Below are 26,412 nucleotides of genomic sequence, written 5' to 3'. Positions count from 1 at the left end.
CGACCCCGCTTTGGTCGCAACGCATCGACCGCCGGTGACGGTACCCGATGCGGTCAGGCCGCCGCCTCGCGCAGGCGCGCCAGCGCCTGGAGCACGCGCGGCACTTCGACTTCCAGGGTGAACTCGCTGGATTGCAGCGCATCGCCGTGTTCGGCCTGCTTGAGCACCGCGATCAGCTCGCCGGCCAGCTTCGGCGTTTCCAGGCCCTGGCTCTGGATCAGCAGCGCACCATCGCTGTCGAGCAGCTTGAAGTAGAAGCGCCCGTCCTTCTCGCGATACTGCTTGAACTGCGGCAGCGCGGCCTTGCTGGCCGCAGGCTTGGCCACGGCCTTCTGCTCGGCCAGGTTGCGCAGGCCCACCGCCTGGCGCAGCTCGCCGATGAAGGGCGTGGCGTACTGACGGCGGAGACGTGCCGCGCCATCGCGCAGGATGTCCTCGATATCGTCGGGCCGTGCGATCAAGGCCTCATACCGCTCGCGCAGCGGCGCCACCTGGCCGTCCACGAGTTCGAACAGCTGCTGCTTGGCATCGCCCCAGCCGATGCCATCGGCGTAGGCCTGTGCGAAGTCCTGGGTCTGCTCCGGCGTGGCGAAGGCCTGGTACAGCTGGAACAGCGGCGAGCCCGCGGTGTCCTTGGGTTCGCCGGGCGCACGCGAGTCGGTGAGGATGGAGAAGATCAGCTTCTTCAGCTCGGAGGGCTTGGCGAACAAGGGAATGGTGTTGCCATAGCTCTTGCTCATCTTGCGGCCATCCAGGCCCGGCAAGGTGGCGACGTTGTCATCCACCGCCGCCTCGGGAAGGACGAAGTAATCGCGTCCGTACACATGGTTGAAGCGCTGACCGAAGTCGCGGGCCATCTCGATGTGCTGCACCTGGTCGCGCCCCACTGGCACCTTGTGCGCATTGAACAGCAGGATATCGGCGGCCATCAGCACCGGGTACATGAACAACCCGCCGGTCACGGCCGCATCGTCGTCCTCGCCGTCGGCGCGGTTCTTGTCCACCGCGGCCTTGTACGCATGGGCGCGGTTGAGGATGCCCTTGCTGGCCACGCAGGTAAGAAACCAGGTGAGCTCGGAAATCTCCGGGATATCGCTCTGGCGGTAGAACCACACCTTGTCCGGCTCCAGCCCGGCGGCCAGCCAGGTCGCGGCGATCTCCAGGGTCGAACGTTGCGTCCTGTCCGGCTCCTGCGCCTTGATCAGGCTGTGCAGATCGGCAAGGAAGAAAAAGCTTTCGGTGTCACCCGCGTGGCTGGCGATGATGGCCGGGCGCACCGCGCCCACGTAGTTGCCCAGGTGAGGCGTGCCGGAAGTGGTGATGCCGGTAAGGACGCGCGTGGTCATGCGGATCGAAGGCGACAGGGGGCGGGCAGTGTACCCCGCAGCGCCGCAGCCTCGTCAGCGACGCCTGCGCCGACCTATCGCGGGAGCGGCTTCAACCGCGAAGAGACCTTCCGGGGAAGTCCTCTTTGCGACTGAAGCCACTCCCACCGATCCAGCCCATGATCGTCATCACCACCGGGCGCCTCGTCACGCCCGGTGGCTTGCTGACACGTGGTCAGTGACGATGATTCGGATCGTCGTGCAGGCTGCGCTCGAAGGCCTTGACCTCGCTGTGCGCGCGGTCGCGGTCCCAGCCATAGCGCTCCTGCAGCTTGCCCGCCAGGTACTCGGTGTTGCCCTCGGCGACGGTGAAATCGTCGTCGGTCAGGTCGCCCCACTTGGCCTGCATCTTGCCCTTCAACTGCTTCCAGTTGCCTGCAATGATGTCCTTGTTCATGACGTTCCTCGCTTGCTTGGGTACGCGGTCATTCGCCGCGTGGACAGCGTCGCCGCCGAGGCATTTGCCGCGCATGATTCGCGCGTGCATGCGGCGTTATGTCGGTCCGTGCACCGTGGAGTCCGAGTATGCGGTTCATGTTCGGCAACAAGTGGAGCGCACGCACTCCCACATCGCCAAGCCACTGATCGCGTTCCATCCAACAAACATAAAAAAGGCCGGCTTGCGCCGGCCTTCCTGCGTGATGACGCACCCACCGATCAGTTCGGCGAGGTGGCACCGGTCTTGTCGGCGGACTGCTCCATCTTGTCGCCCACCTTCTGCACGTCCTTGCCGGCGCCGGCAACGGTGTTGCAGGCCGACAGGGACACGGCGGCAAACGCCGTCAGGACCAGCATGTAGATCGTGCGCTTCATATACGTTCTCCGGTCATGGTTTTCCGGCTTTCCCCATTGGAAAACCTTGGTGTGAAGGCTGACCTGAATACCGTCGAGGCCGCGTGAACCGGGCCTTGCGCCAGTCAGCATCGGTTGCACCACCCATGGCCGCGGAGAGGATGAATGGTGCCGCTTGTCCGAATCGAACGGACGACCTACCGCTTACAAGGCGGTTGCTCTACCAGCTGAGCTAAAGCGGCACGAAGATGCGCGGGCGGCGATTCTAGCGCACTGCAGCGCAATCGAGCTTGCGCGACTGGCTGGCGCCGGCAAGCGCGGCCAGGGCCTGGGCCGCATCGGCATCGCGCACGGCCACCGCCAGCCACCACGGCGCGGCAGCCGCCTCGCCCGCTGGCGTGAGGCGCGCGGCAAAGCCCTTGTCCCGCAGTGACTGCTGACGGCGCTCGGCGGCGGCCAGGCTGCGATACCGACCCAGGGCGATGGCGTTGGCCTGCTCGCCGGTGTTGACCACCAGCAGGTCGTCGAAGCCGGCGTCCTTGATGCGCTGGGCCAAGGCCAGGGCCTGCTCGCGATCGGCCTGCGGCGGCATGGACACGGTGTACGCGGCGGGCGCCGCGGCGGCCTGCTGTTGCACCTGGCCGCGCAAGACCTGCCCGCGCGCGGCCGCCAGCGCGGCGCGCGCGGCAGCCTCGTCGGCATAAGGGCCCAGGCGCAGGCAAGTCGGCGCCGATTCCGGGGCCGACGCGGCGGTGGCGGCCGGTGCCGGTGCAGGCTCAGCTGCCTTGGCCTCGCTGGCGGGGGCGGGCTTTGCTTCGCCGTTCCCCGCGCCTGTCGCCTCGGCCGGACCCACGGGTGCCGCCTTGGCCAAGCGCGGCGCCAGCGGTAGTTCCGGCACCTCGCGCGCCGCGGCAGGCGTCGCCGCGGCCGGCCGCGTCCGCTCCGGGCCCAGCAACGCCCAGGCCGCGACGCCGAGGTTGAGGAAGACCAGCAGGACCAGCAGGGCGCGGATGGGCATAGGGGCGATTCTAGTCAGGCCGTTACCGGCTGCCCCAGCATGGACCAGCGCGCCAGGCCTTCCAGCACCAGCGAAGGCGCGTACTCGGCCTGCGGCAACCACGGCTGCAAGGCTTCGCTGCCACCGCCATGCAGCAACAGCTGCGGACGCTCGCCCAGGCGCGCCTGGGCGCGTTCGAGGCTGTGCACGATCAAGCCCACGGCCGCGCCATCGCAGCCGGAGGCCAGGGCATCGGCGGTGTCTGCCGCGAAATCCAGCGCTTGGCCACCTTGCGCCGGCAGCTGCGCGGCGGCCTGGTGCAGGGCCTGGCGCATCAGCCGCGGCGAGGGCGCGATGCTGCCGCCCAGGTGCAGCCCGTCGGCGCGGACCAGATCCACCGTCACCGCCGTGCCGACGCCGACCACCAGCGTGGCCCGCCGCGCGCGCCGGTACGCGGCCAGCATCGCCAGGAAGCGGTCCACCCCCAGCCTGGACGGATCCTCGTAGGCCACCACCAAGCCATCCAGCCGCGCCTGGGTGCGTGCCATCGACAGGCGCCGGCAGCGCGTGAGCACGGTGTCGCGCACGGCCGTGGTCAGGGCCGGCGAGGCCACGCTGGCCAGGCAGGCCGACTCCAGCGAATCCGGCAGCGCCTGCGCCAGTGCCTGGGCGAAGCTGGCCCCGTCATGTCCAAGCGCCAGGACCTCGGCCAGGCCGCCATGGGCATCGAGCCGCGCGCATTTGAGCCGGGTATTGCCCAGGTCGAAGACCCAGCGGCTCATGCGCGCCTCACGCTGACTTCGCCGGCATGCACGCTGCGCCGTTCCTGGCCGACCAGCACCTGCAGGGCGCCATCGGCCGCAATGCCCTGGGCCAGGCCATCGAAGCCGCCCTGCGGCAGCAAGATGCGCACCGGCTGGTCCTTGAGGCTGTCCAGCGCGGCATAGCGCGCCTGGAACGGCGCCAGCCCCTCGCGGTCGAACTGCGCCAGGGCTGGCAGCAGATGCTCCAGCACGCTGGCCGCCAGCTGCTGGCGGCTTGGCGTGGGCTGCAGCGCCCGGCACAGGTCGGTCCAGGGCTGGTCGATCTGCGCGGCCTGGTCGGGCGGCATCCGCCAGTTCAGGCCCAGGCCCAGCACCGCACGCGCCGGGCCGGCATGCTCGCCCCCGCCTTCCACCAGCAGCCCGCCCAGCTTGCGCTGCCCCACCACCAGGTCGTTGGGCCATTTCAGGCCCACCTGGCTCACGCCCAGCGCGCGCAGGGCCTCGGCCACGGCCACGCCGGCCGCCAGGCTCAGCCCCCCCAGACGCGACAGCCCGCCGCCGAAGCCGCGCGACACCGACAGGTAGAGATGCGCCGCCAGGGGCGAGACCCAGGACCGCCCGCGCCGGCCGCGCCCGCCGCTCTGGCGCTCGGCCAGCAGCACGGTGCAGCCCGCTTCGGGCGCGGGCGCGCGCAGCAGGGCCGAATTGGTCGAATCGATCTCGAAGGCCACCTCGAGCGAGGCCAGCTCGGCCTGCGCTGCGGGCGAGAGCATCGCCCGCAGCGCGACCTGATCCAGCAGCTCGACCGGGGTGGCCAGCTGGTAGCCGCGCCCGGCCTGGGCCTGGATCTCGATGCCGGCCTCGCGCAGGGCTTCGATGCGCTTCCACATCGCCGCGCGCGAGACACCGCAGGCGGCGGCCAGGGCCGCACCGCTGGCCGGGCCCTGGATCAGGCGCTGCAGCAGGTCGCGGTCAAGCATCAGCACGCCTTCCGCAAAGCGCCCGGGCGGGCGGGAACATGAACAGGTCGATCGGACATCGCGGCATTATGCGGCAGCCACTGCCTGCCAGCAGCCGCGTCAAAACCGCGTTATAGTCGGGAGCGGTCCCGAACCGCCCTACTGGAGTCGACCATGCTGCGAGCCAGCCTCGCGTCCGTGCTGTTGCTGTGCGCCATCGCGCCCGCGCTGGCGCAGACTGGCCGTTCCCTGCCCTCCGGTAGTTGCGAGGATCTGGAAACCCAGGCCACCGACGACGCCCGTCGCGCCGGCGCCAGCCATCCGGCCAGCAGCGCCGCACGCAGCAAGTATTCGGCCCCTTCCGCGACGCCAGCGGCCGCCGGCAGCCGTGGCGGCGGCTCGGACGACGATGCCCTGCGGCTGCGCGCACCGAAGTGGCATAGCTTCCTGCCGGGCATGTTCCGCTGATTGCAGGGCTGCTGGCGCGGCTGCGCGGCCGGCCGACGACACTGGACCCCCAGCTCTGGCGCAGCGCCACCGGCGCCCTGCCCTGGGTTCACCCGTTGCCCGCACCGCGTCAGGCCCAGCTCAAGGCCCTGACCGAGCGCTTCCTCCACGAGAAGGCCATCACCCCGCTGGGCGGGCTGGTGCTGGACGACCAGGCACGCGTGCAGCTGGCCGCGCTGTGCTGCCTGCCGTTGATCGAGTTCGGGCCGACCGGGCTGCGTGGCTGGTCGCAGTTGCTGGTCTATCCAGAGGCCTTCCGCGTCCAGCGCAGCCATGTCGATGCCGCCGGCGTGCTGCACGAGTGGGAAGACGAGCTGATCGGCGAATCCTGGGACAGCGGGCCGCTGATCCTGTCCTGGGCTGACATCCAGGCCGATATCGCCGAGCCTGACGCCGGCTTCTGCGTGGCGGTGCATGAGATGGCGCACAAGCTGGACGCGCTCGACGGCGCGATCGATGGCACGCCGCCGCTGCCACGCCCCTGGCATGGGCAGTGGGCACGCGATTTCCAGCAGGCCTTCGATGCCTTCCAGGCCCAGGCCGATGGCGGCCATGAGACCGCGATCGATCCGTATGCGGCCGAGTCGCCCGAGGAGTTTTTCGCGGTGACCAGCGAGTACCACTGGTCCGATCCCCACACGCTGGCGCGGGCCATGCCGCAGGTGGCCGCCCACCTGGAACGGCTCTACGGTCCCTCGCCCATGGCTGGGGCGGTCCGCTGAGCGCGCCCCCGCGCCCTGCGCAGGTCAGCCCAGTCCGGGCGGCAGTTGCACTTCGAAGCGCGAGCCGCCCAGCTCCTGCGAGCGGCCGACGGTCAGCTCGCCGCGATAGCCCTTGACCAGGTCCTGCACGATCGCCAGGCCAATGCCGTGGCCCTGCACGCGCTCGTCGCCGCGCACGCCGCGCTGGAGGATGCGGGCCACGTCTTCCTCGGCGATGCCCGGGCCGTCATCGTCCACCGCAAGCAGCAGGCCGGCGCGCCGGTTGGCCGAACTGGGCAGCACCGCCACGGTCAGCAGCACGCGCGAGCGCGCCCACTTGAAGGCGTTCTCCAGCAGGTTACCCATCAGCTCCTGCAGGTCGCCGGGCTCGCCGTAGAAGCGCGCTTCCGGGTCCAGCTCGAACTCGCAGACCACGCCCTTGGAGGCGTAGACCTTCTCCAGCCCCAGCACGATCTCCTCGGCATGCGGCTCCACCGCGATCGGCGCGGCGAACAAGGCATGGCCGCTGGAGGCCGCCCGCGCCAGCTGGTAGGACACCAGGTCGTTCATGCGGCGCAGCTGGCGATCCAGCTCCTCGCGCAGCGCGTTGGCGTGCACGCCCTCCTCCAGCTGCGCACGCAGGACTGCCAGCGGGGTCTTCAGGCTGTGCGCCAGGTCGGCCAGCGTGTTGCGCTGGCGGTCCAGGTTCTCGCGCTCGGATTCGATGAAGGCGTTGATGCTTTCGGTCAGCGGCTCGAGCTCGGGCGGATGGCGCTCGCTCATGCGGCTGGCCTGGCCACGCTGGATCTTCTTGACCTCGTTGGTCACCCGCTGCAGCGGGCGCAGGCTCCAGTTGAGGATCAACCCTTGCAGCAGGGCCAGCACCAGGCCGGCGCCGCCCAGCGAAACCCACAGCGCGCGCCGGAACGTGGCCAGCTGGCTGTCCAGGATCTGCGTGTCTTCCAGGATGTAGATCGTGTAGGGGAACTCGCTCTCCGGGTCGCGTTCGGCCGCCCACACCGTGCCCAGGCCCAGGCGGTAGACCTCGCCCTCGGTGCCATCGATCTTGGTGATCGCGATGGGCCCGTCGAACTTCTCCTGCAGCGGGTCGAGCATGGGCTCGTCCGGCAGGCGCAGGCCCAAGGTGGAATCAGAGCTCCACGAGCCGTTGGGCAGCACGATTTCCGCGTACAGGCCACTGCCCGGCCCGCCGAAGCGCGGGTCCACCGGCGGCTCGGGCGGGATCAGGTTGCCGCCGCGGTCGAAGTCGACCTTGTTGGCATAGGCCATCGCAAAGCCCTGCAGGCGATGGCGCTGGTTCTCCTGCGCGGTGCGCACGAAGGCGATGTTCAGCGCATAGCCCGCCCCGGCCAGGAAGGCCAGCAGGAAAATGCTCGCCGCCAGCAGCTGCCGGGCCCGCAACGAGCGCGGGCGCAGCCGTCGGATGACGTTGCGCCCGCGTCGGGCCAGCCTGGAGGCGAAGGTCGGCTCCTTGGGCATCAACCTTCGTTGCGCGGAATGGCGAAGCGATAGCCGCGGCCGCGCACGGTCTCGATCGGCTTGAGCTCACCATCCGGGTCCAGCTTCTTGCGCAGGCGACCGATGAAGACCTCCAACACGTTGGAGTCGCGGTCGAAATCCTGCTGGTAGATGTGCTCGGTCAGGTCGGCCTTGGAGACCAGTTCGCCGGCATGCATCATCAGATACTCGAGCACCTTGTACTCGTAGCTGGTGAGGTCGACATTGCTGCCGCCGACGCTGACGGTCTGCGCCGCCAGGTCCAGCGCCACCGGGCCGCATTCCAGGGTCGGCTTGGACCAGCCGGCGGCGCGGCGCACCAGCGCGTTCACGCGGGCCAGCAGCTCCTCCACGTGGAAGGGCTTGACCAGGTAGTCGTCGGCGCCCTGCTTGAGGCCCTCGACCTTGTCCTGCCAGCTCGAACGCGCGGTCAGGATCAGCACCGGGAACTTCTTGCCCTCATCGCGCAGCGCCTTGATCAGCTCCATGCCCGACATCTTGGGCAGGCCCAGGTCGATGATGCCCACGTCGAAGGGGACTTCGCGACCCATGTACAGGCCTTCTTCGCCATCCTGGGCGGCATCGACGGCAAAGCCTTCGCGCTTGAGGCGCGCAGCCAGGGTCTCGCGCAGCGGCGCTTCGTCTTCGACAAGCAAAATACGCATGAAAACTCCGGTTAAGGCGGCGGCTGGGGCCGCACGAACCTGTTCAGATTACGGCCTGCCGGGGTTAGATGGGCGTGGACTCGGCGCTCGGAAATCGTTTCGTTCAGCTCCGCCACGACGGCGTGTACGCTCCCAAGGGTCGTCATCCACATAGCGCACGCGGCCCCGGTCATCCATCACCTTGACCCGGGTGATGTCGCGGCCATCGAACTGCACGCGCTCGGCCCCCAGGACCTGACCGCCGACGGAGCGCTGCACCCGACGCACCGACTCGGACATGGCCCGCACGCGCTGGGTCCGTGACGGGAAGGATTCGGCCTGCGGCGCGGCCTCCGGCATTCCCGGCGGCGGCGGGCCCTGCTGGGCCCAGGCAGTCGAAGGCCGCACCGCCACCAGGGCCAGTGCAGCCAAGGCCGCGGCCAGTGCCAGGGTCGGGATTGAAGTGCGCCAGGTCATAACAGAATCGTAACGGCTTGGTTGCCGGTGGTACTGAACGGCAGCCGACAGCCGAACGCGTTCCTCTTGAATGTCCCCGCAGTCTGACAGCAGGCATTGAATCGCCACTGAAACCGCAGAGCCCGCACGCGCTGACCTTCAGTGAGGTGAAGGCCCGCGGCCAGCCGCTCAGAAGATCTCGGCGACGCAGCAGCGCAACGAGCCCCCGCCGGCCTCCAGTGCCGACAGGTCCACCGCGCGCACGGCGAAGCCTGCGGCCTGCAGGCCCTGGCGGGTGGCGGGCGTCAAGGCGGACGCGGCCCGCTGGCTCATCCACACCGAATGCGGGCTCAGGCTGATGGCGTTGCCAGCGAAATCGGCATGCTCCTGGCGCGACAGGGCGATGGCATGCGGGCCGTACAGCGCCTGCAGCACCTCGGGCACCGCCGGGTCGGCAAAGCCCGCGGCGCTGAACAGCGCGGCGCGGCCGGCCAGCACGGCGAGCACGACGTTGGTGTGGTACTCGCCCGGCGCCAGATCGAACAGCAGGGTCGCGCGCAGGCCCAGGGCCTCGTGCATCAATGCCGCGCCCTGCGCGTCGCAGCGCTCTGACAGGCCGCAGAAGCCGATCCCGCGGGCGCGATCGATCACCAGGGCGCCGGTCAGTTCGCACACGTGCGGCTGGCCGCTCAGGTCGGTCTCGGCGTAACCCATCACCTGCGAGAAGAAGCCGCGGATGTCGGCGCGCTCGGCCTCGCGCTGCCGGACCGGATGGCGCATGCGCCCGATCACGGTGCGCCCGGCGACCGTGGCGAAGACATTGTTGGGAAACACCGCGTCCGGCGTTGCCGGTGCACCGGGAAAGCACAGCACCGGGCGTTCGCTGGATAAGGCGGCCTGCAGGTCGTGGTGCTGGGCCAGGGCCGTGCCCGCATCGAAATCGCCGGCGCCGGCCATGTAGCGGTTGTCCTGCGCCGATTCCTCGGCCCGGGCGAAGCCGTCGGGCGAGACCAGGAAGGCGGCCTTGGCCGTGGCCGGGCCGAAGTCGTGGGACAGCCCCTGCACGTGGGCCAGGAAGGCCTCCGGATCACGAGTGAGCATGCTCACGCCGCCCGCCGCGCGTTGGCGGTGACCGCCAGGGCCTGCTCGACCAGGGCCCAGTCCGCGCCGGCGCGATGCGCGCCTTCGCTGAGCACCTGGCGGAACGCGCGCCCGCCGGGGCGGCCGTGGAACAGGCCGAGCACGTGCCGGGTCAGATGCTTCAGCGCAACGCCCTGGGCCAGTTGCGTTTCCACGTAAGGCCGCCAGGCGCGCAGCAGTTCGGCGCGTTCGCGTTCGGCACCCCCGTACAGCGACACGTCGGCCCGATGCAGCAGGTATGGGTCGTGGTAGGCAGCGCGCCCGAGCATCACCCCATCGCCGTGGGCCAGCTGGGCGTGGATGGCCTCCAGCGTGGCGATGCCGCCGTTGATGGCGATCCGCAGCTGTGGGCGCTCGCGCTTGAGCCGGTGCGCCCACTCGTAGCGCAGCGGCGGGATCTCGCGGTTCTCCTTGGGCGACAGGCCCTGCAGCCAGGCCTTGCGCGCATGCACGATGAAGTCCGTGCAGCCGGTGGCTGCCACGGTATCGATGAAGGCCGCGAACAGCGCGTAGTCCTCCTGCTCGTCCACCCCCAGCCGGCACTTGACCGTCACCGGCACGGTCACCGCATCCCGCATGGCCGCGATGCACTCGGCCACCAGCGCCGGCTCTTTCATCAGGCAGGCGCCGAAGCGACCGGCCTGCACGCGGTCGGACGGGCAACCCACGTTGAGGTTGATCTCGTCATAGCCCCAGTCCTGCGCGATGAGGGCCGCCTGCGCCAGATGCGCCGGGTCCGCGCCCCCCAGCTGCAGCGCTACCGGATGCTCACTGGCATCGAAGCCCAGCAGCCGCTGCCGGTCGCCGTGGATCACCGCCTGCGCATGCACCATTTCGGTATACAGCCGCGCATGCGGCGCCAGCACGCGATGGAACGCCCGGCAATGGCGGTCGGTCCAGTCCATCATCGGCGCGACGGACAGGCGGAAGGAGTCTTCGAAGCGATCGGCGGCGGTCATGCGGCCATTATCGGCCATGGGCGGGGAGGCGATCAGCCTTTCGGCAGCGGGCGCGCCCAGTGGCGGTAGCTGCGCTCGGACAGTTCGCGCAGGGCCTGCTGCTGGCGGCGGTCCAGGGGCGCGTCCAGGGCTTGGGCGACCTCGCTCCAGTCGGCCTGCGGCAGGCGGCTGCGGGTGCGGACCACAGCGCGACAGGGCTGGCCGATGACCTTGCCCAGGGCGCAGGCGTACCAGATATCGCCGGCCTGCCAACCCTGCTGGTTCAGCAGGGCCTCGGCGTAGCCGCGCGGCACGTCGAGGTAGCGGCCGACTTCGTCGATGAAGGCCTGCGGATAGGTGCCTGCGTAGACGTCGATGTCCGCCAGCCGCGCATCCATCGCCTTGTCACCGGTGGCGCGCGTGTCCACGGGCGCCTGCATGTCGGCCTTGGCGCCGGCCGGTGCCCGCTGGGCCAGGGCAGGGGCGGCGATCAGCACACCGCACAGCATCGCCAGCCGTGGCCAGTGGCGCATCACGCCGCCGCCAGCTCGATGCGCGCCAGCGCCTCGGGCAAGGCGCTGGCCGTGGCCACCTGCAGCATGCGCGGGTGATCCTCGGCCAGGTCGTGCTCGGCTTCGTGCGCCCAGGTGATGTGGTAGGGCACGTGCACGCCCCAGCCGCCCAGGCCGACCACCGGGGCGATGTCCGAGCGCATGGAGTTGCCGACCATGGCGAACTGCGCCGGCTCGACGCCGAGCTCGCCGATGACGCGCGCATAGGTCTGGGTGTCCTTCTCCGAGACGATCTCGATGCGATGGAACAGATCGGACAGTCCGGATTGCTGGATCTTGGCTTCCTGGTGGAACAGATCGCCCTTGGTGACCAGCACGATCTCGTGCGTGGCGGCGATGGCTTCCACGGCCTGGCGCACGCCATCGATCAACTCCACCGGATGATCCAGCGTGGCCCGGCCAATCTCCAGGATACGCTGGATGTCCCGCGCGGAGATGCGGGCCTGGGTCAGCTCGATGGCCGCCTCGATCATCGACAGGGTCATGCCCTTGGCGCCATAGCCGAACACGCGCAGGTTGCGCCGCTCTACCGCCAGCAGATGCGCGCTGGTGCGCTGGTCGCTCAGGTCGATGTAGTGGCCCAGCACGGCCTCAAAAGACGACTCCGCGGCGCGGTAATAATCCTCGCTCTTCCAGAGCGTGTCGTCACCGTCGAAGCCGACCCAACGGATGGCATGCATGACTTGCGTCCACTTTGAGGAAGGTCGCCATTCTATCGTGGGCGCTCGACGCCAAAGAAAGACGGGACCGCCGAAGCGGTCCCGTCCTGTCTTGCACATGATGCAATCGATCAGCTGGCCGGCTTGCTACCGTCGGCGGGCGGCGTCTCCGCTGGCGGGGTTTCCGGCGGCGGCGACGGTGCTGCCGGATCGGTCGCCGGCGAATTCATCGGATCCGCGGCCGGCGGCGCTGCCGGGTCGGTCGGCGGCGGGGTCTGCGGTGGTGGCGTTTCAGCCGGTGTCGTCTCGCCTGCCGGCGGCGTCGCGGGCTCTTCGGGCTTGTTGCAGGCGCTCAGCACAAAGGGTGTTGCCAAGGCCAGGCACAGCGCAAACGGGGTTGCCAGGTATTTGTTCGACTTCATCGTACTCTCCTTGAATGGCGCATGCGTTCGGCACAGCAGTGGAGGAAATGCCGATAACGGGTGCGCGTTCTCACGAGCGGGAGCGAGAGGGATCTTCGCCGGGCGGCACGATTGCCGCCCATGTGTTCTACCTCAGTATCCGGCGCGCGTCATCAATTCTGGCTGCCGGGCTGGGTCTGCTGCTGCGGCTGGCCGGCACCTGCGCCCGCTGCACCGCCGTAGTTCTTGGAGATGAACGACTTGTACTCATCCGGCGTCAGTTCGCCGTTGGTGTCGGCATCAGCCTGATCGAAGATCTGCGTCAACCCGGCGTTCGCCGTGGCTTCCTGCTTGCTGATGGTGCCGTTGCCGTCGGTGTCCACATCCGCCCAGCCCTGCTGGCCCTGACCGGACGATGCGCCACTCTGCTGCGCGGCCTGGGTTGCAGCGCCGGTCGCCTGCGGGCTGGCGGCATTGCGCTGCTGCTCGGCGGCACGCGACTGCGCCTCGACCTGCGCCTGCTGCTGCATGGCCGACTGCTGCACCTCGTCCTGCGTGGCCATGGACGCGCTCTGGGCGAAGGCCAACGGCGTGGTCGCGGCGGCGGCCATGGCGATCAGGGCGATGACGGCGTTGCGCGGGGTCCGAGTGTTCATATCGAATTCTCCTTGCGTCGAAGGGTGGTCGTGCTGCTTTGCACGGGCTCACCCTGCGCGTCGCAGGCTGAATCGATCAGGGTGGGCAATCGCGCAGGCGACACGCGCTTAACCCACTTCGCAAGGCTTCGCGCTAGCTGCTTGTTAGCCGTCCATGAGAGCGCTGTAAGCGATCACTTCAATGCAGCAAAAAGGCGTTGGATCAGCGTTTCTTTTCCGTGGAAACGTGCGCTGCATCCCCGGGCTTTTCTTCAGAACGCAGGCTGAACCATGACGCTCCACAGCCCACAGCGGCACCGGCAGCCAGGGCTTCGCAAAAGGCGCGGATGGCCACCGAGTCCGCATCGTGGATGCGCTTGAGCGCAAGTCGCGCATACAGCGGCGACTCCAGCTTTATCACGCCCAGGTACAGCATGTTCCACAGATCCACCCCGGCGGAGATGGCGATGGCGATGATGGCAGCCCAGCCGATGACATGACCCGGGCTCCAGCCGTTGCGCGCGCCGATCCAGCGCAGCAGCAGATACACCAGCAGTCCGATCGCGAAAGCGATCGCCGAGGCTTCGAGCACGCCCAGCAGGCCGTAGTGCAACGGCAGATTCATCGGTCCACTCCATCAGGGAAGTCGCGCCACCAGCGATGCCGCGCGCTCCATGGTAGCGGTGCGGCGGCAGCAGCGGTCCCTGCCGGCCGAAAATCTCCGCTTCCTCGTCAGTCGTCCTGCGACCTGGCGCTCAGCTGGATCTCGCCGGTGTCAGGGTCCAGCGAAACGCTCATCCACATCGGCTTGCAGCAGATCTGGCAGTCCTCGAAATACTGCTGGTCGCCCGCGGTGTCGTCCACGGCCACGTCCTGCGGTTCGCCACAGTAGGGGCAATTCACGGTCAGGAACGGGAGCATGCCGGTATGGTCGCCCGGCACCCGTCGATGCGCCGTCACGGGTGAGTAACTGCCCCCCACTAAAGCTGCGCGCACACGCCCTGCGAGAGCTCCCGATGAAGAAGCGCCGCGTCTACCGCACCCACGATGTCACCAGCGCCCAGCGCGCCCTCCAGGCCGCACGCGCCGGAGGCATTCCCGACGACGACCTGTCCCTGATCGCCCGGTCGGATATCGAACTGGAAAACATTCCCGAGCATCGCAAGGACGCGGCCACCGACTTCAAGCCTGCAGCGCTGAAAGGCGCGCTGGGCGGTGGCGCTGCCGGCCTGTTGGCCGGACTGGTCGCCATTGCGGTGCCGCCGCTGGGGTTGACCCTGGCAGGTGCCGGCGTCACCGCCCTGGCCGGGGCCGCGGTAGGCGGTTGGGCCTCGGCGCTGGTGGGCTCGTCCATCCCCGACCCGGTGCGGCGTGCCTTCGAGGAGGAAATAGAGGCCGGCCGTATCCTGCTGGTGGTCGATGGCGAGGACGAGGCACTGGATCGGGTCGAGCCGGCGATCACCGGCGCCGGCGCCCAGCCGTTGCCGTTCGAGCAGCCCAGCGCGCTGAGCTGAGCCCGATAGAACCGATGACTCAGCCTGCCAGTGTAGAGGCGCGGCGCAGCGCGCGCATGCGCAGCCACAGACCCAGGGAATGGGTCAGCCCGTAGGCCAGCAGCGCCACCGCCAGCGCCATGGTGACCGGATCGAAATCATGGTGCGGCGCGGTCGGCACCACTGGCTTGCCGGCCGACACATGCCAGACCAGCTGTCCGATCATCAGGGCCGCCAGCAGGCCGCCGATCCAGGGGTTGGGGGTGTAATGGCCACCGCGGCTGTCCCAACGCGGCGCCGCGTGCCGCAGGTTGGCCAGTCCCAGGGCCACGCCGCCCAACGCGCCCACCAGCTCACCCATGCCCACGCTCCAGGGCAGGGCCGCGGTGGCGATTCCGAACAACAGCAGCACCAGCGCCAGCAGCACTACCCGGATCAGGTTCTGGCCGGGCTCCCACGCTTGTTGCGGTGCCTCGCTTCCCAGGCGCCGATAGAAGAAGTAGGCGATTCCGGCGACGCCGAGCACCGGACCGAGAAAGGCCAACTGGGCGGGGAACGGAGTCATGCAGCGGTGTTTCCGAAGGGCTGGCCCGCAGCGTAGCGCGAGCGCCGTCATGGCCGCATGCCGCACTGCGTCGTCATTTTATGCGCTGTGAACATTTGCCTGGCCGCAGTTGGGTACAAGGGCGTTCTCGCCATCGGCACCCTGGCCGTGGCCTATCTTTTCGGAGAGTAGCGATGCGCATGACGTCCCTGGCCATGGCCAGCCTGGCCTTGGTGTTGTCCGCGTGCGGCGGCGGATCTTCCTCTGCCGCGCCCGCACCGGCCCCGGCGCCGGCCGCGCCCACCCCACCCACCACGCCGCCGCCGCAGACCAACCAGCCGCCGGAGACCGGGCTGCCCTTCCTGGTCAAGCCCGTGGCGCAGTTCGACGAGCCATGGGCCATGACGTTCCTGCCCGATGGCCGGCTGCTGGTGACCGAGAAGAAAGGCAAGCTGAAGCTGTACGACTTCAAGACCTCGCGCGCCGGCGATATCGCCGGGGTGCCAGAGGTGGCCTTCGGCGGCCAGGGCGGCCTGGGCGATGTGGTGATCCATCCGAATTTCGCCAAGAACCAGTGGGTGTACCTCAGCTATGCCGAGGCGGGGCAGAACGGCACCTCGGGCGCTGCCATCGCCCGCGCCAAGCTGGTGCTGGACCAGGCCGGGGGCGGCAAGCTGGAGGACCTGAAGGTCATCTGGCGCCAGGAGCCCAAGGTCGAAGGGCAGGGCCACTACAGCCATCGCATGGCCTTTGGACAGGATGGGCACCTGTGGGTCAGCTCGGGCGAGCGCCAGAAATTCAACCCGGCGCAGGACATGAACACCAACCTGGGCAAGATCCTGCGCCTGCATGACGATGGCACCGCGCCCGCGGACAACCCTTTCGCCGATCGCGGCGGCGTGGCCGCACAGGTGTGGTCGCTGGGCCATCGCAGCATCCTGGGGCTGGCCTTCGATGCGCAGGGCCGGCTGTGGGAGCACGAGATGGGCCCCAAGGGCGGCGATGAGCTCAACCTGATCGAGCGCGGCGGCAACTACGGCTGGCCGATCGTGTCCAACGGCGACCACTACGATGGCCGCGACATTCCCGACCACCCGACCCAGCCGCAGTTCACCGCGCCGGTGATCACCTGGAATCCGGTGATCTCGCCTGCCGGGTTCGTGATCTACAGCGGGGACCGCTTTCCGGGCTGGAAGGGCAGCGGCTTCATCGGCGGGCTGTCCTCGCAGTCGCTGGTGCGGATCGAGTTCGACGGCGTGGGCGCGCGCGAAGCCGAGCGTTTCGACATGAAGCAGCGCATCCGCGAGGTCGAGCAGGGGCCGGAAGGCGACCTGTGGCTGCTGGAAGACGGGAGCCAGCCCGGTGGCCGCCTGCTGCACCTGGAACCGCGCGGCTGATTCACCCGCACGACCGCATGGCGCGGATTCACCCGCCGCGCCATGCCCCGATCACGAGGCCGTGGTCTGCAGGGTGACCACCTGCGGCGCGGGATGGTCCGAGCAGTCCTCCCGCGCGCACACGCCGCTGATCCAGACCTGGCCATCGCCCAGCATGATGCCCTGCTGATTCACCAAGGCCGCGTCGTAGTCCTGCCCGGCGATGGCACGCGTGATCTCCGGCACCATCAGCTGGGCGTACTGGGCCTGGAACTGCGCGGCATCCTTGACCTCGATCCGGGTCCCGCCGATACGCGCCTGCAGCGGGTAATGCACCATCGCCGCGACCGCGGCGGCATCCTCGGCCGCGACCGCGCGCTTGAGCGAGGCCACCATGGCCCGATACGCGGGTGCCTCACCCAGCACCCGCTCCACGCGCGCATCCATCTCGCGTGCCGCAGCCGGGTCTGCGTTGGCAGGGGCCTGGGCGCGATCGGCCGTATCGGCCGTGTCGGCCGCGGGCGCCTGCACGGGCGTCGCCGAGGCGAGCTGGGCCGTGGAGGCGGGCGCCGCCGCGGAACCGGCGGCCTCCGCGGCGGGCTGCGCCTGTTCGCTGCAGGCGGCAAGCGCCAGACACACCAGCACGGCAACGGACGGAAGGATGCGCATCGTGAGCTCCTGCTTGGGGTGGCCGGCAGTCTGACGCAGGGGACATGGCCGGCAGATGAGCGCTGTGCATGCGTCCCCGCCACGGCGAGCGGGCGATACTGCGCGCATGACCGATGCCTCCTTCCCTGCCCCCCTGCGCGTGGCCCTGGTCGGCTTCGGCCTGGCCGGCCGTGTCTTCCATGCGCCCTTGATCCAGTCCACGCCGGGCCTGCAGCTGGCCTGCGTGGTCTCCAGCGATCCGGCCAAGGTGCGCCAGGCCCTGGGTGAGGTCGAGGTGGTGCCGACGCTGGACCACGCCCTGCAGCGTCATGCGATCGACCTGGTGGCCATCGCCTCGCCCAACGACACCCACGTGGCGCTGGCCCGCCAGGCACTGGCGGCCGGCTGCCATGTCGTCATCGACAAGCCGATGGCGCCGACCCTGGCCGAAGCCGAGGCGCTGGCGGCCGAGGCAGCGCGATGTGGCCGACTGCTCAGCGTGTTCCACAACCGGCGCTGGGATGCGGATTTCCTGGCCTTGCGTGCCGCGATCGGCTCGGGCGCGCTGGGCGAGGTTGCCGAGCTGCACTCGCATTTCGATCGCTTTCGCCCGCAGGTGCAGGCGCGCTGGCGGGAACGCCCGGGCACGGCGACGGGGTTGTGGTTCGACCTGGGCCCGCATCTGGTGGACCAGGCGCTGCAGCTGTTCGGCCTGCCCGCATCAGTGTCGGCCGACATCCTTGCCCAGCGTGCCGGTGCCCAGGTCGATGATGCCTTCCACGTGATCCTGCGCTACGAGCGCCTGCGCGTGCATCTGCATGCCGGTTCGCTGGTGTGCAATGCGCCGCCGCGCTTTGCCGCCCACGGCAGCGGCGGCAGCTGGATCAAGCATGGGCTGGACGCGCAGGAGGCCCAGCTGCGCGATGGCCTGCGCCCGGGCGCCGACGGCTGGGCGCTGGATCCCTCGCCGGCGCTGTACCGCGCCGCCGATGCCGAACATACGATCGAAGCGCCGCTGCCGCCGGGGCGCTGGACCGATTACTACACCGGAATCGCAGGCGCGATCCGCGATGGAACCGCCGCCCCGGTCACCGCGGCTTCGGCCATCGAGACGATGTGGGTGCTGGAGGCTGCGCAGCGCAGCACTGCGCAAGGATGCGTTGTCGCGCTCTGAGCCGCAGCGACGTGCGTCGGCGCTGCTGAGCGCGATTGAAGCGCCTGAGGCATCTGCCGCCCTATACCCCTGGCGCGACTCGAAGCGATCTCGAATGCCCTGTGGAAGCGGCTTCAGCCGTGAAGGGGCTTGTCCGGCTAGGCGGAATCTGTCGGGAAGGCGCCTTCGCGGCTGAAGCCGCTCCCACAAGGGCATCGTCGGCTACGCCTTGCACGCGCTGAGCATCAGTCCAACCTTCCGCTCACTCCTCACTCCTCTCCGCTCACTCCTCGCTCTTCACCTCACTCCCGCACCAGCGTCACATACGCCCCCGTGCCCACCACCTGGAAAGTCTCGTTGTCCACGCGCAGCACCGGGCTGCCGTCCTCCAGGGCGTAGCGCTGCGGGCTGTGGCCGGGAGCGTCGGGGCCGCTGCCATCGGCATCGAGGATGCGCACGCGCTGGCGCTCGCCGGTGCTGTCCTGGGTCATGAAGAACTTGGTGTCCATGTGGACCTCCTGATCGGGAACGTGGCCGCGACCGTAGGCGCGGTGGCATTAAGCGCGTGCGCAGAGCGTCGCACTGGCATGGACCGCTCATCGGATCGGGCGCGCCCCTTTGACGCGCCCCTCTCATGACAGAAGCGTAAGGTAGCGGCGCCATTTTGTGATTCAGTCCTCGGAGATGTCCCCCATGAATGCTTCTTCCGCACCGCGTCGCGGCCGCTGGCCGCTGCTGGCGGTCGGCGCGCTGGTGCTGCTGCTCGGCCTGTACTTCACCATCGCCGGCGGCTGGCTGGCCGCCCTGGGCGGTAGCTGGTACTACCTGCCGGCCGGCCTGGGCCTGGTGATCGCCGGCGTGCAACTGGCCCGCGGCCGCAGCTCGGGCGCGTGGTGGTACGGCGCCGTGTTCGTGCTGACCGTGGTCTGGACCGCCTACGAGAGCGGCCTGGATTACTGGCGCTGGGTGCCGCGGCTGGGACTGATCCTGGCGCTGATGTTCGTCATCGCCCTGTTGCTGCCGCGCCTGGACCGCGGCGCTTCGCGCCGCCTGTCCTTCGGCATCGCCGCGGTGCTGGGGGTGTGCTTCGTGGTCGCCTTCGCGCTGGCGTTCAAGCCGTACTACGTCACAGCGCCAGACGGGCCGCTCCCCACCAGCGCCGGGACCACCCCCACCGGTGATTCGGCCAGCCAGGCCCCGGGCGACTGGGCCGCCTACGGACGCGGCTACGACGCCACGCGCTACTCGCCGCTGTCGCAGATCAACAAGGACAACGTCGGCCAGCTGGCCAAGGCCTGGACCTACCGCACCGGCGACCTGCCCGGCTACCGTTGGGGCGCGGAGACCACGCCGCTCAAGGTCGGCGACACCATATACCTGTGCACCGGCCGCAACGTGCTGATCGCGCTCGATGCGGCCAGCGGCAAGGAGCGGTGGCGCTTCGATCCGAAGGTGGACGAGGCCGCCATCCCCTACACCGCCGCCTGCCGCGGCGTGTCCTACTACGTGGTCCCGGCCGGCGCGCCCGCAACTGCCGCTGCTCCGACGCCGACGTCCGGCGAAGGCATGGCAGCGCCTGCCAGTGGCCCTGCACAGGCGGCGGTGGCCTCCACCGCATCCGCGTGCCGTACGCGCATCATCGAAGGCACGCTCGATGGCCGCGTCATCGCCGTCGATGCCGCCACCGGCAAGCCCTGCGCCGACTTCGGCCGCGATGGCCAGGTGCGCATCACCGACGACATGGGCGACACCTATCCGGGCATGGTCTCCATCACCTCGCCGCCGACCATCGTCCAGGGCGTGGTGGTCACCGGCCACCAGGTGCTCGATGGCCAGTACCGGTATGCGCCCTCGGGCGTGATCAAGGGCTATGACGCGGTCACCGGCGCGCTGCGCTGGGCCTGGGACCTGGCGCGTCCGGAGATCGACACGCGGCCGCCGCAGGGCGAGACCTATACGCGCGGCACGCCCAACATGTGGACCACGGCCTCAGGCGATGAAAAGCTGGGCTATGTCTACCTGCCGATGGGCAACTCGGGGGCGGACTACTTCAGCGGCTCACGCACCGAGGCGGAAAACCGCTACGCCACCTCGCTGGTGGCCATCGACGTCAACACCGGCAAGCCGGTGTGGAACTTCCAGACCACCCATATCGACGTGTGGGATTACGACCAGGGCTCGCAGGCCACGCTGGTGGACTTCCCGGTGGGCAACGGCGCGGTGCCGGCACTGGTGCTGCCGACCAAGCAGGGCGATGTCTACGTGCTCGACCGCGCCACCGGCAAGCCGCTGGTGGGCGTGGAGGAACGGCCCGCACCGGGCGGCGGCGTGGAGCCGGACAAGCGCGCCAGGACCCAGCCGCACTCGCTGTACAACACCCTGGCCAAGGCGCCGCTGACCGAGCGCGACATGTGGGGAATGACGCCGATCGATCAGCTGGTGTGCCGACTGCAGTTCAAGCGGGCCAGCTACGAGGGCATGTACACGCCGCCGAGCGCCGAACGGCATTCCATCGAGTACCCCGGCTACAACGGTGGATCGGACTGGGGCGGCATCGCGGTGGACACCCAGCGCGGCATCATCGTGGCCAACTACAACGACATGCCCAACTACAACCAGCTGGTGCCGCGCGCCGAAGCGAACAAGCTGGGCTGGCTGCCGCGCGACCAGATGAAGGGCAAGCCGAAGGGCAGCGCCGAAGGCGCGGGCGACCCGCAGATCGGCGTGCCCTACGCGGTGGACGTCAACGCCGGTTGGCGCCTGGCCTTCACCAAACTGCTGTGCAAGCAGCCGCCCTACGGTGGCATCCGCGCGATCGCGCTGAAGACCGGCAAGACGCTGTGGGACCGGCCTTTCGGCAGCGCGCGCGGCAATGGGCCCTTCGGTATCCGCTCGGGATTGCCGATCGAGATCGGGACGCCGAACAACGGCGGCGCCGCCGTGACCGCAGGCGGGCTGATCTTCATCGCCGCGGCCACCGACGACCTGATCCGCGCCATCGACATCGAGACGGGCGAGACGGTGTGGCACGACAAGCTTCCGGCCGGCGGCCAGGCCACGCCGATGGTGTACGAAGTCGGTGGGCGCCAGTTCCTGGTGATCATGGCCGGCGGGCATCACTTCCTGGAGACGCCGGAGGGCGACTACGTGGTGGCCTATGCCCTGCCGCAGGGCAAGGGCGCGTCGGCCAAGCCCTAGCGCTTGGATCGGTGCCGACCACCTGGCGTGGTCGGCACCGCACCGGCGACCCTGCGCACAGGATTGCAGATGACACAACGCCCGCTTGCGCGGGCGTTGTGCGTTGAGGCGATCAGGGATGGACGGATCGGCGTGCGATCACGGCGTGGCGGCATCCGGGGCAGCGGCCGGTGCCGGCTCCTGCACGCCAGCGGGTGCGCTAGGCGGCGTCGCTGCCTTCTGCGCCTGTTCCACTTCTTCCACGGTCGGCGCGTCCTTCATCGGCTCGGGCTGCAGGGGCGGCTCATCCTGAGCGTCCTGCATCTGCGGCTCGGGGGCCGGCGGCGGCGGCGGTGCAGGGGCCGGCTTGGCCTCGGCGCGGGCGACCGCTGCGGGCTTCTTGTCTTCCGGCTTGGGGGCCGGCGGCAGGTAGCGCTGGATGAGTGCGAAGAAATGCTTGTAGAAGGCGCCGTCCTGCACCGTGCGGCTGGCCACCTTCACCAGCGAATCATCGGTGCTGCCGAACGGCAGGGACACCGAACCCATCGGCGTGCCCACGCTGGCGGCGGTGGAACTCTTCTTCAGCCCGTAGCGGTCCTGCAGGGCGCTGGCAAAGGCCCAGGAACGCCCGTCGGCCTGCGAAACGCAGGACACGCGCAGTTGCACCTGTTCGTGGATGTCGGCCTCGGGCTGGAAACTCTTGGTGCCTTCCACCACCAGGCCGTCGGCGCGCTGGATCACGTAGCCCTGGCTCATCAGCGCCCGCCGACCGGCCTCGCAGACCTGGTCGGGACCGTTGTCGAAGACTTGGGTGTAGGTGTTGTCCGAATCGAAGGTCTCGCTGGCGCGCATCGGATCCTTGTTCTTGCCAATGGAACCACAGCCCGCCAGGGCGAGCAGGGCGGGGGCAAGAGCAATCAGAAGCGTGGAACGACGCATGAGCGGGACGATGGGTAGCGGCGGGCAAGCCCGAAGGATAGCGCCCTGGGCTGTTCAGGGAGCGTCGCCACCGCCCCTGTCGGGGACTCCGTTAAGGCAGTGGACGCAGCCCCACCCGGCGGCGGCGTACCGGCCCCGGACGCGTGTGGATGCGCGCGGCGCGGATCAGGGTGAGGTCTGCGGACAGGCGTCCGGGGTCTACCGGCAGCGGCGATACCGCAGGCGCCTGGGTGGGCGCCTTGGCCTGCTTGCGTGCGCGGGTGCGCGCGGCGGCCTGCGCCAACGGCCGGGTCAACCAACGCTGCCACCATGCCGCGAGTGGCGCGGTGGATTCTGCGTCCTGGCGGGTGGTGGTGGAGGCCTGGACCGGCACGTCGATCCCCTTTCGAAGCGGTATGGGGCCATCTTCGACACTGCGCCGTGACGCGACGGTGCAGGCTGCGTGCACGTGATGCATGCAATCTTGCGCCTATGCTTTCAGCTGTGTTCGCAACCGGGGTCAGCGCATGCAGGTATTGGTGACAGGCGGCAGTGGATTCGTCGGACAGGCGCTGTGCCCGGCGCTGATGGCCGCCGGCATGCATGTGACGGTGCTGACGCGCAACGCAGAGCGTATTGCCGGCACGCTGGCCGGCGTGCGCCTGATCGAGCGCCTGGACGACATGGCACGCGCCGATGCGGTGGTGAACCTTGCCGGCGCCTCCCTGGCCGGGCAACGCTGGACCGACCGTTACAAGCAGACCCTGCGCGAATCGCGGCTGCGCACCACCGAGGCGCTGCTGGCCTGGATGCAGAAGATGCCGCTGCGCCCACATGTGCTGGTGTCTGGGTCGGCCATCGGCTACTACGGGCCGCATGGCGATGAACCGCTGGTAGAAGACTCGGCCCCAGGCAATGACTTCGCCGCGCAGCTGTGCAGGGACTGGGAGGCCGCCGCCCTGCCCGCGCAGGAATTGGGCGTGCGCGTGTGCCTGCTGCGTACCGGCGTGGTGCTGGGCGCCGACGGCGGTGCGCTGGAACAGATGCTGCTGCCGTATCGGCTGGGCCTGGGCGGGCCGATCAGCGGCGGGGCGCAGTGGATGAGCTGGATCCACCGCCAGGATCTGGTGCGCATGATCCAGTGGCTGCTGCAGGATGCGGCCACGCAGGGGCCTTGCAATGCCACCGCGCCTGAGCCGGTGCGCCAGCGCGATTTCGCCACGCAGCTGGCCCAGGCCGTGCATCGTCCTGCGGTGCTTCCCACCCCTGCCCTGGCGCTGAAGCTGGCCGTGGGTGAGATGGCCGACATGCTGGTCCAGGGGCAGAAGGTGCTGCCGGCGTATGCGCAGCAGCGCGGGTTCCAGTTCCTGTATCCGCGGCTGGAAGATGCGCTGCGGCAGATCCTGCCGCAGGCTTGAGCTGGTGCGCGTTGGGCGCTCGGAGAAGCCTTGGGCCCTACCGCGAAAGTTCTGTAGGAGCGGCGTCAGCCGCGAAGGGGCTTTCCTGGTAAAGCCCCTTCGCGGCTGAAGCCGCTCCCACAAGAGCCCGCTCCCATAAGTGCTGGTCCCACAAGCGCCGCTCTCGGAGCCTCGCGCTCCTTAGATCACCGGCGCGGGTGAGCCAGTGGACGCGGCCACCGCAGCCACTGCGGTTTCGGCATCCTTCTCCAGCGCCAGCAGCGCCAGCGAGCGGCCCACCGCCAGCCACTGCCCGCCTCCCGGCACCACGCTCTGGCCATGGCGCTCGGAGGTATCCAGCAGCACGCGCCAGTGCTCACCCTGCACTTCTGGCAAGGCGAACTGGATCTCCTCCGGATCGGCGTTGACCAGCATCAACAGCGTGGTGTTGGACGCGGCCTCGCGCAGGCCGCTGGCCGGTGCGCGCCCGTCCATGCGCATCATCAGGGCACGCGCCTGCGGGTTGTGCCAGTCGGCATCGCGCATCTCGTGGCCTTCCGGCGCCAGCCAGGTGACATCCTTGATGCCCAGCTCCTGGTCGAACTTGCCGTCAAAGAAGCGCTTGCGATGCAGCAGCGGGTAATGCCGGCGCAACGCGGCCAGCTTGCGCACGAAATCGGTGAGCTCGCGTGCCTCCGGCCGTTGGGCGGCGTCCCAGTCCAGCCAGGTCAGGTCGTTGTCCTGGCAATAGGCGTTGTTGTTGCCCTGCTGGCTGCGGCTGAACTCATCGCCGGCCAGCAGCATCGGCGTGCCCTGGGAGAAGAACAGCGTGGCCAGGAAGTTGCGTTGCTGGCGCAGGCGCAGGTCGTTGATGACTGCATCGTCGGTGTCGCCTTCGGCACCGTAGTTGCAGGAGATGTTGTGGTCGCCACCGTCGCGGTTGCCCTCGCCGTTGGCCTGGTTGTGCTTGTGCTCGTAGCTGACCAGGTCGCGCAGGGTGAAGCCATCGTGCGCGGTCACGAAGTTGATCGAAGCGTTGGGCCGGCGCCCGCGATGGTTGAATAGGTCGGCCGAGCCGGTCAGGCGGGTGGCCAGTTCGGCCAGCTGGCCCTCATCGCCACGCCAGAACGCACGGGTGTTGTCGCGGAACTTGTCGTTCCACTCCGCCCAGCCCGGCGGGAAGCCGCCGACCTGATAACCACCCGGGCCGATGTCCCAGGGCTCGGCAATGAGCTTGGCCTGCGACATCAGCGCATCCTGGCGCACGGCATCGAGGAAGCCGCCGGACGGGTCGAAGCCGTGGTGCTCGCGCCCCAGGATGGTGGCCAGGTCGAAGCGGAAGCCGTCCACGTGCATCTGCGCCAGCCAGTAGCGCAGCGAGTCGTTGACCATGCGCAGGGCGCCGGCATTGGTCAGGTCGAAGGTGTTCCCGGTGCCGGTGTCGTTGATGTAGTAGCGGCGCTCGGGCGCCAGCCGGTAGTAGCTGCTGTTGTCGATGCCCTTGAAGGACAGCGTGGGGCCCAGCTCGTTGCCCTCGGCGGTGTGGTTGTAGACCACGTCCAGGATCACTTCCAGCCCGGCGTGGTGCAGCCGCGCGACCATCTGCTTGAACTCGTTGATCGAGCGGGTGGCCATGTAGCGCGGGTGCGGGGCGAAGAACGCCAGGGTGTTGTAGCCCCAGTAGTTGCGCAGGCCCTGGTCGAGCAGGTACTGGTCATCGACGAAGGCATGTACCGGCATCAGCTCGACCGCGGTCACGCCCAGGCTGCGGATGTGCTCGACCAGCGCATCGGTCTTCAGGCCGGAGAAGGTGCCGCGCATGGCTTCGGGCACATCGGGGTGGCGCATGCTCAGGCCCCGCACATGCGCTTCGTAGATCACCGTTTCGTTCCACGGGATCTGCGGGCGGCGGTCTTCGCCCCAGGTGAAGGCTGGATCGACCACCGCGCACTTGGGCATGTAGGCCGCGCTGTCGCGGCGGTCGAAGCTGAGGTCCTTGTCCTTGTGGCCGATGATGTAGCCGAACAGCTGCGGCGCCCATTTCAGTTCGCCGACCAGCTGCTTGGCGTAGGGGTCCAGCAGCAGCTTGTTGGGATTGAAGCGGTGGCCGGCATGGGGCTCGTACGGCCCGTGCACACGGTAGCCGTACAGCTGTCCAGGGCGCGCGTCGGGCAGGTAGCCGTGCCAGACCTCGTCGGTGTATTCGGGCAGGCTGATGCGCTCCTGCTCGCGGCCGCGCTCGTCGAACAGGCACAGCTCCACGCGCGTGGCGTTGGCCGAATACAGCGCGAAGTTGACGCCCAGGCCGTCCCAGGTGGCGCCCAGCGGGAACGGGCGACCCTCGCGGATGCGCGAGCGGCCGGTGTTGAGCCGATGCGACGCGGAGCGTGGGCGACGTGGGGGCGTGGCGTTCAAGTCGGCGGCGTCCTAGTGGGGATGACAGGCGCGCGGCTTATTCCGGCGCGGGCGGTGCGTCCTGCAGCAGCGACTGGCTGGCCTGGACCTCGGCCTCGACCAGGCGCTCGGCCATGGCCCAGTGCCGTTCGGCGTGGCCGTCGGGCCGCCCTTCTGCCTCCCAGATCTCGCGTGCCAGTTGTTCGATCCGCTGCTTGCGTTGTTCGTCGTCCATCGGGAAGCC

31 protein-coding genes and 1 tRNA gene are annotated in these 26,412 nt (G+C 69.2%); 7 read left to right on the top strand and 25 right to left on the bottom strand.

Going from position 1 to position 26,412, the window contains the following annotated elements; all coding sequences use genetic code 11:
* Positions 1 to 53: 53 nt before the first annotated feature.
* The 7 genes from EPA99_RS08350 to birA form a co-directional block, all read right to left on the bottom strand.
* A complete protein-coding gene (locus EPA99_RS08350) occupies positions 54 to 1,346 on the bottom strand; it encodes a tryptophan--tRNA ligase (protein WP_164978604.1) in 1,293 nt (430 codons plus the stop codon).
* Between the two features lie 214 nt (positions 1,347 to 1,560).
* Positions 1,561 to 1,782: a CsbD family protein gene (locus tag EPA99_RS08345; protein ID WP_129470739.1), complete on the bottom strand. Its 222-nt coding sequence runs from the start codon at positions 1,780 to 1,782 to the stop codon at positions 1,561 to 1,563.
* 260 nt (positions 1,783 to 2,042) lie between these two features.
* Positions 2,043 to 2,198, bottom strand: coding sequence for an entericidin A/B family lipoprotein (locus tag EPA99_RS08340; RefSeq protein ID WP_129470738.1), 156 nt, complete (start codon positions 2,196 to 2,198; stop codon positions 2,043 to 2,045).
* Between the two features lie 145 nt (positions 2,199 to 2,343).
* Positions 2,344 to 2,419: transfer RNA gene (locus tag EPA99_RS08335), tRNA-Thr, on the bottom strand.
* A 23-nt stretch (positions 2,420 to 2,442) separates the two neighbouring features.
* A complete protein-coding gene (locus tag EPA99_RS08330) occupies positions 2,443 to 3,195 on the bottom strand; it encodes an SPOR domain-containing protein (RefSeq protein ID WP_129470737.1) in 753 nt (250 codons plus the stop codon).
* Positions 3,196 to 3,209: 14 nt separating this feature from the next.
* Entirely contained in the window at positions 3,210 to 3,956 is a 747-nt protein-coding gene (locus tag EPA99_RS08325) for a type III pantothenate kinase (RefSeq protein WP_129470736.1), read from the bottom strand.
* Positions 3,953 to 4,918, bottom strand: a complete 966-nt coding sequence (birA, locus tag EPA99_RS08320) for a bifunctional biotin--[acetyl-CoA-carboxylase] ligase/biotin operon repressor BirA (RefSeq protein WP_129470735.1) — start codon at positions 4,916 to 4,918, stop codon at positions 3,953 to 3,955. The genes EPA99_RS08325 and birA overlap by 4 nt, the downstream gene beginning before the upstream one ends.
* Before the next feature lie 153 nt (positions 4,919 to 5,071).
* Here birA and EPA99_RS08315 point away from each other — a divergent pair, with 153 nt between their 5' ends.
* A complete protein-coding gene (locus EPA99_RS08315) occupies positions 5,072 to 5,365 on the top strand; it encodes a hypothetical protein (protein WP_129470734.1) in 294 nt (97 codons plus the stop codon).
* The gene (locus tag EPA99_RS08310; RefSeq protein ID WP_129470733.1) at positions 5,362 to 6,126 is read left to right on the top strand and encodes a M90 family metallopeptidase; all 765 of its coding nucleotides are present in this window, start codon (positions 5,362 to 5,364) and stop codon (positions 6,124 to 6,126) included. The genes EPA99_RS08315 and EPA99_RS08310 overlap by 4 nt, the downstream gene beginning before the upstream one ends.
* 24 nt (positions 6,127 to 6,150) lie before the next feature.
* Here the strand turns inward: EPA99_RS08310 and EPA99_RS08305 are convergent, their stop codons facing one another.
* From EPA99_RS08305 to EPA99_RS08255, 11 genes are all read right to left on the bottom strand, one after another.
* Positions 6,151 to 7,605, bottom strand: coding sequence for an ATP-binding protein (locus EPA99_RS08305; protein WP_129470732.1), 1,455 nt, complete (start codon positions 7,603 to 7,605; stop codon positions 6,151 to 6,153).
* Positions 7,605 to 8,288 (bottom strand): response regulator transcription factor, encoded by a 684-nt coding sequence (locus tag EPA99_RS08300; protein WP_129470731.1) that lies wholly within the window; start codon positions 8,286 to 8,288, stop codon positions 7,605 to 7,607. The genes EPA99_RS08305 and EPA99_RS08300 overlap by 1 nt, the downstream gene beginning before the upstream one ends.
* A gap of 48 nt (positions 8,289 to 8,336) precedes the next feature.
* Positions 8,337 to 8,744 carry a PepSY domain-containing protein gene (locus EPA99_RS19115; protein WP_425479183.1) on the bottom strand — a complete coding sequence of 136 codons (408 nt, stop codon included), beginning with the start codon at positions 8,742 to 8,744 and terminating at the stop codon, positions 8,337 to 8,339.
* Positions 8,745 to 8,912: 168 nt separating this feature from the next.
* Positions 8,913 to 9,824: an arginine deiminase-related protein gene (locus EPA99_RS08290; RefSeq protein WP_129470730.1), complete on the bottom strand. Its 912-nt coding sequence runs from the start codon at positions 9,822 to 9,824 to the stop codon at positions 8,913 to 8,915.
* A 2-nt stretch (positions 9,825 to 9,826) separates the two neighbouring features.
* Entirely contained in the window at positions 9,827 to 10,822 is a 996-nt protein-coding gene (gene dusA, locus EPA99_RS08285) for a tRNA dihydrouridine(20/20a) synthase DusA (protein ID WP_129470729.1), read from the bottom strand.
* Positions 10,823 to 10,854: 32 nt separating this feature from the next.
* Positions 10,855 to 11,334: an HAD family hydrolase gene (locus EPA99_RS08280; protein WP_241688319.1), complete on the bottom strand. Its 480-nt coding sequence runs from the start codon at positions 11,332 to 11,334 to the stop codon at positions 10,855 to 10,857.
* Complete coding sequence (locus tag EPA99_RS08275; RefSeq protein ID WP_129470728.1) at positions 11,334 to 12,053, bottom strand: HAD family hydrolase; 720 nt, start codon at positions 12,051 to 12,053, stop codon at positions 11,334 to 11,336. Before EPA99_RS08275 ends, EPA99_RS08280 begins: the two co-directional genes overlap by 1 nt.
* A gap of 110 nt (positions 12,054 to 12,163) precedes the next feature.
* A complete protein-coding gene (locus EPA99_RS08270) occupies positions 12,164 to 12,454 on the bottom strand; it encodes a hypothetical protein (RefSeq protein ID WP_129470727.1) in 291 nt (96 codons plus the stop codon).
* A 152-nt stretch (positions 12,455 to 12,606) separates the two neighbouring features.
* Positions 12,607 to 13,089 (bottom strand): EF-hand domain-containing protein, encoded by a 483-nt coding sequence (locus EPA99_RS08265; protein WP_129470726.1) that lies wholly within the window; start codon positions 13,087 to 13,089, stop codon positions 12,607 to 12,609.
* A gap of 202 nt (positions 13,090 to 13,291) precedes the next feature.
* A complete protein-coding gene (locus tag EPA99_RS08260) occupies positions 13,292 to 13,693 on the bottom strand; it encodes a hypothetical protein (RefSeq protein ID WP_129470725.1) in 402 nt (133 codons plus the stop codon).
* 107 nt (positions 13,694 to 13,800) lie between these two features.
* Positions 13,801 to 13,989, bottom strand: coding sequence for a CPXCG motif-containing cysteine-rich protein (locus EPA99_RS08255; protein ID WP_129470724.1), 189 nt, complete (start codon positions 13,987 to 13,989; stop codon positions 13,801 to 13,803).
* Positions 13,990 to 14,084: 95 nt separating this feature from the next.
* Between EPA99_RS08255 and EPA99_RS08250 the strand changes: the two genes are divergently transcribed.
* Complete coding sequence (locus EPA99_RS08250; RefSeq protein ID WP_129470723.1) at positions 14,085 to 14,582, top strand: DUF1269 domain-containing protein; 498 nt, start codon at positions 14,085 to 14,087, stop codon at positions 14,580 to 14,582.
* 19 nt (positions 14,583 to 14,601) lie between these two features.
* On the opposite strand, the gene EPA99_RS08245 is transcribed toward EPA99_RS08250, so the two are convergent.
* A complete protein-coding gene (locus EPA99_RS08245; RefSeq protein ID WP_129470722.1) occupies positions 14,602 to 15,126 on the bottom strand; it encodes a CcdC protein domain-containing protein in 525 nt (174 codons plus the stop codon).
* A 173-nt stretch (positions 15,127 to 15,299) separates the two neighbouring features.
* Here EPA99_RS08245 and EPA99_RS08240 point away from each other — a divergent pair, with 173 nt between their 5' ends.
* On the top strand, positions 15,300 to 16,502 hold the full coding sequence (locus EPA99_RS08240; protein WP_129470721.1) for a PQQ-dependent sugar dehydrogenase: 1,203 nt from the start codon (positions 15,300 to 15,302) through the stop codon (positions 16,500 to 16,502).
* A 51-nt stretch (positions 16,503 to 16,553) separates the two neighbouring features.
* Here EPA99_RS08240 and EPA99_RS08235 read toward each other — a convergent pair whose 3' ends face one another.
* On the bottom strand, positions 16,554 to 17,150 hold the full coding sequence (locus EPA99_RS08235) for a hypothetical protein (RefSeq protein ID WP_129470720.1): 597 nt from the start codon (positions 17,148 to 17,150) through the stop codon (positions 16,554 to 16,556).
* Positions 17,151 to 17,256: 106 nt separating this feature from the next.
* Here EPA99_RS08235 and EPA99_RS08230 point away from each other — a divergent pair, with 106 nt between their 5' ends.
* Positions 17,257 to 18,303, top strand: a complete 1,047-nt coding sequence (locus tag EPA99_RS08230) for an oxidoreductase (protein WP_129470719.1) — start codon at positions 17,257 to 17,259, stop codon at positions 18,301 to 18,303.
* 281 nt (positions 18,304 to 18,584) lie between these two features.
* Here EPA99_RS08230 and EPA99_RS08225 read toward each other — a convergent pair whose 3' ends face one another.
* Positions 18,585 to 18,791 (bottom strand): hypothetical protein, encoded by a 207-nt coding sequence (locus EPA99_RS08225; RefSeq protein ID WP_129470718.1) that lies wholly within the window; start codon positions 18,789 to 18,791, stop codon positions 18,585 to 18,587.
* A gap of 184 nt (positions 18,792 to 18,975) precedes the next feature.
* Here EPA99_RS08225 and EPA99_RS08220 point away from each other — a divergent pair, with 184 nt between their 5' ends.
* Positions 18,976 to 21,480, top strand: a complete 2,505-nt coding sequence (locus tag EPA99_RS08220) for a membrane-bound PQQ-dependent dehydrogenase, glucose/quinate/shikimate family (RefSeq protein WP_129470717.1) — start codon at positions 18,976 to 18,978, stop codon at positions 21,478 to 21,480.
* 138 nt (positions 21,481 to 21,618) lie between these two features.
* Here the strand turns inward: EPA99_RS08220 and EPA99_RS08215 are convergent, their stop codons facing one another.
* Together EPA99_RS08215 and EPA99_RS08210 are read right to left on the bottom strand one after the other, a co-directional pair.
* Positions 21,619 to 22,398, bottom strand: coding sequence for a DUF2242 domain-containing protein (locus EPA99_RS08215; protein ID WP_164978603.1), 780 nt, complete (start codon positions 22,396 to 22,398; stop codon positions 21,619 to 21,621).
* Positions 22,399 to 22,489: 91 nt separating this feature from the next.
* Positions 22,490 to 22,771 carry a hypothetical protein gene (locus EPA99_RS08210; protein ID WP_129470716.1) on the bottom strand — a complete coding sequence of 94 codons (282 nt, stop codon included), beginning with the start codon at positions 22,769 to 22,771 and terminating at the stop codon, positions 22,490 to 22,492.
* Between the two features lie 133 nt (positions 22,772 to 22,904).
* Between EPA99_RS08210 and EPA99_RS08205 the strand changes: the two genes are divergently transcribed.
* Positions 22,905 to 23,795: a TIGR01777 family oxidoreductase gene (locus EPA99_RS08205; protein WP_129470715.1), complete on the top strand. Its 891-nt coding sequence runs from the start codon at positions 22,905 to 22,907 to the stop codon at positions 23,793 to 23,795.
* A gap of 180 nt (positions 23,796 to 23,975) precedes the next feature.
* Here the strand turns inward: EPA99_RS08205 and glgX are convergent, their stop codons facing one another.
* On the bottom strand, positions 23,976 to 26,189 hold the full coding sequence (gene glgX / locus EPA99_RS08200; protein WP_129470714.1) for a glycogen debranching protein GlgX: 2,214 nt from the start codon (positions 26,187 to 26,189) through the stop codon (positions 23,976 to 23,978).
* A 37-nt stretch (positions 26,190 to 26,226) separates the two neighbouring features.
* Positions 26,227 to 26,403, bottom strand: coding sequence for a DUF2934 domain-containing protein (locus EPA99_RS08195; RefSeq protein ID WP_129470713.1), 177 nt, complete (start codon positions 26,401 to 26,403; stop codon positions 26,227 to 26,229).
* Between the last annotated feature and the right edge of the window lie 9 nt (positions 26,404 to 26,412).

The organism is Pseudoxanthomonas composti, assembly GCF_004122095.1.
Taxonomy (GTDB): Bacteria; Pseudomonadota; Gammaproteobacteria; order Xanthomonadales; family Xanthomonadaceae; genus Pseudoxanthomonas_A; species Pseudoxanthomonas_A composti.
Note: the sequence above shows the minus strand (reverse complement) of the source record. Positions and strands in the feature narration are given on the sequence as shown.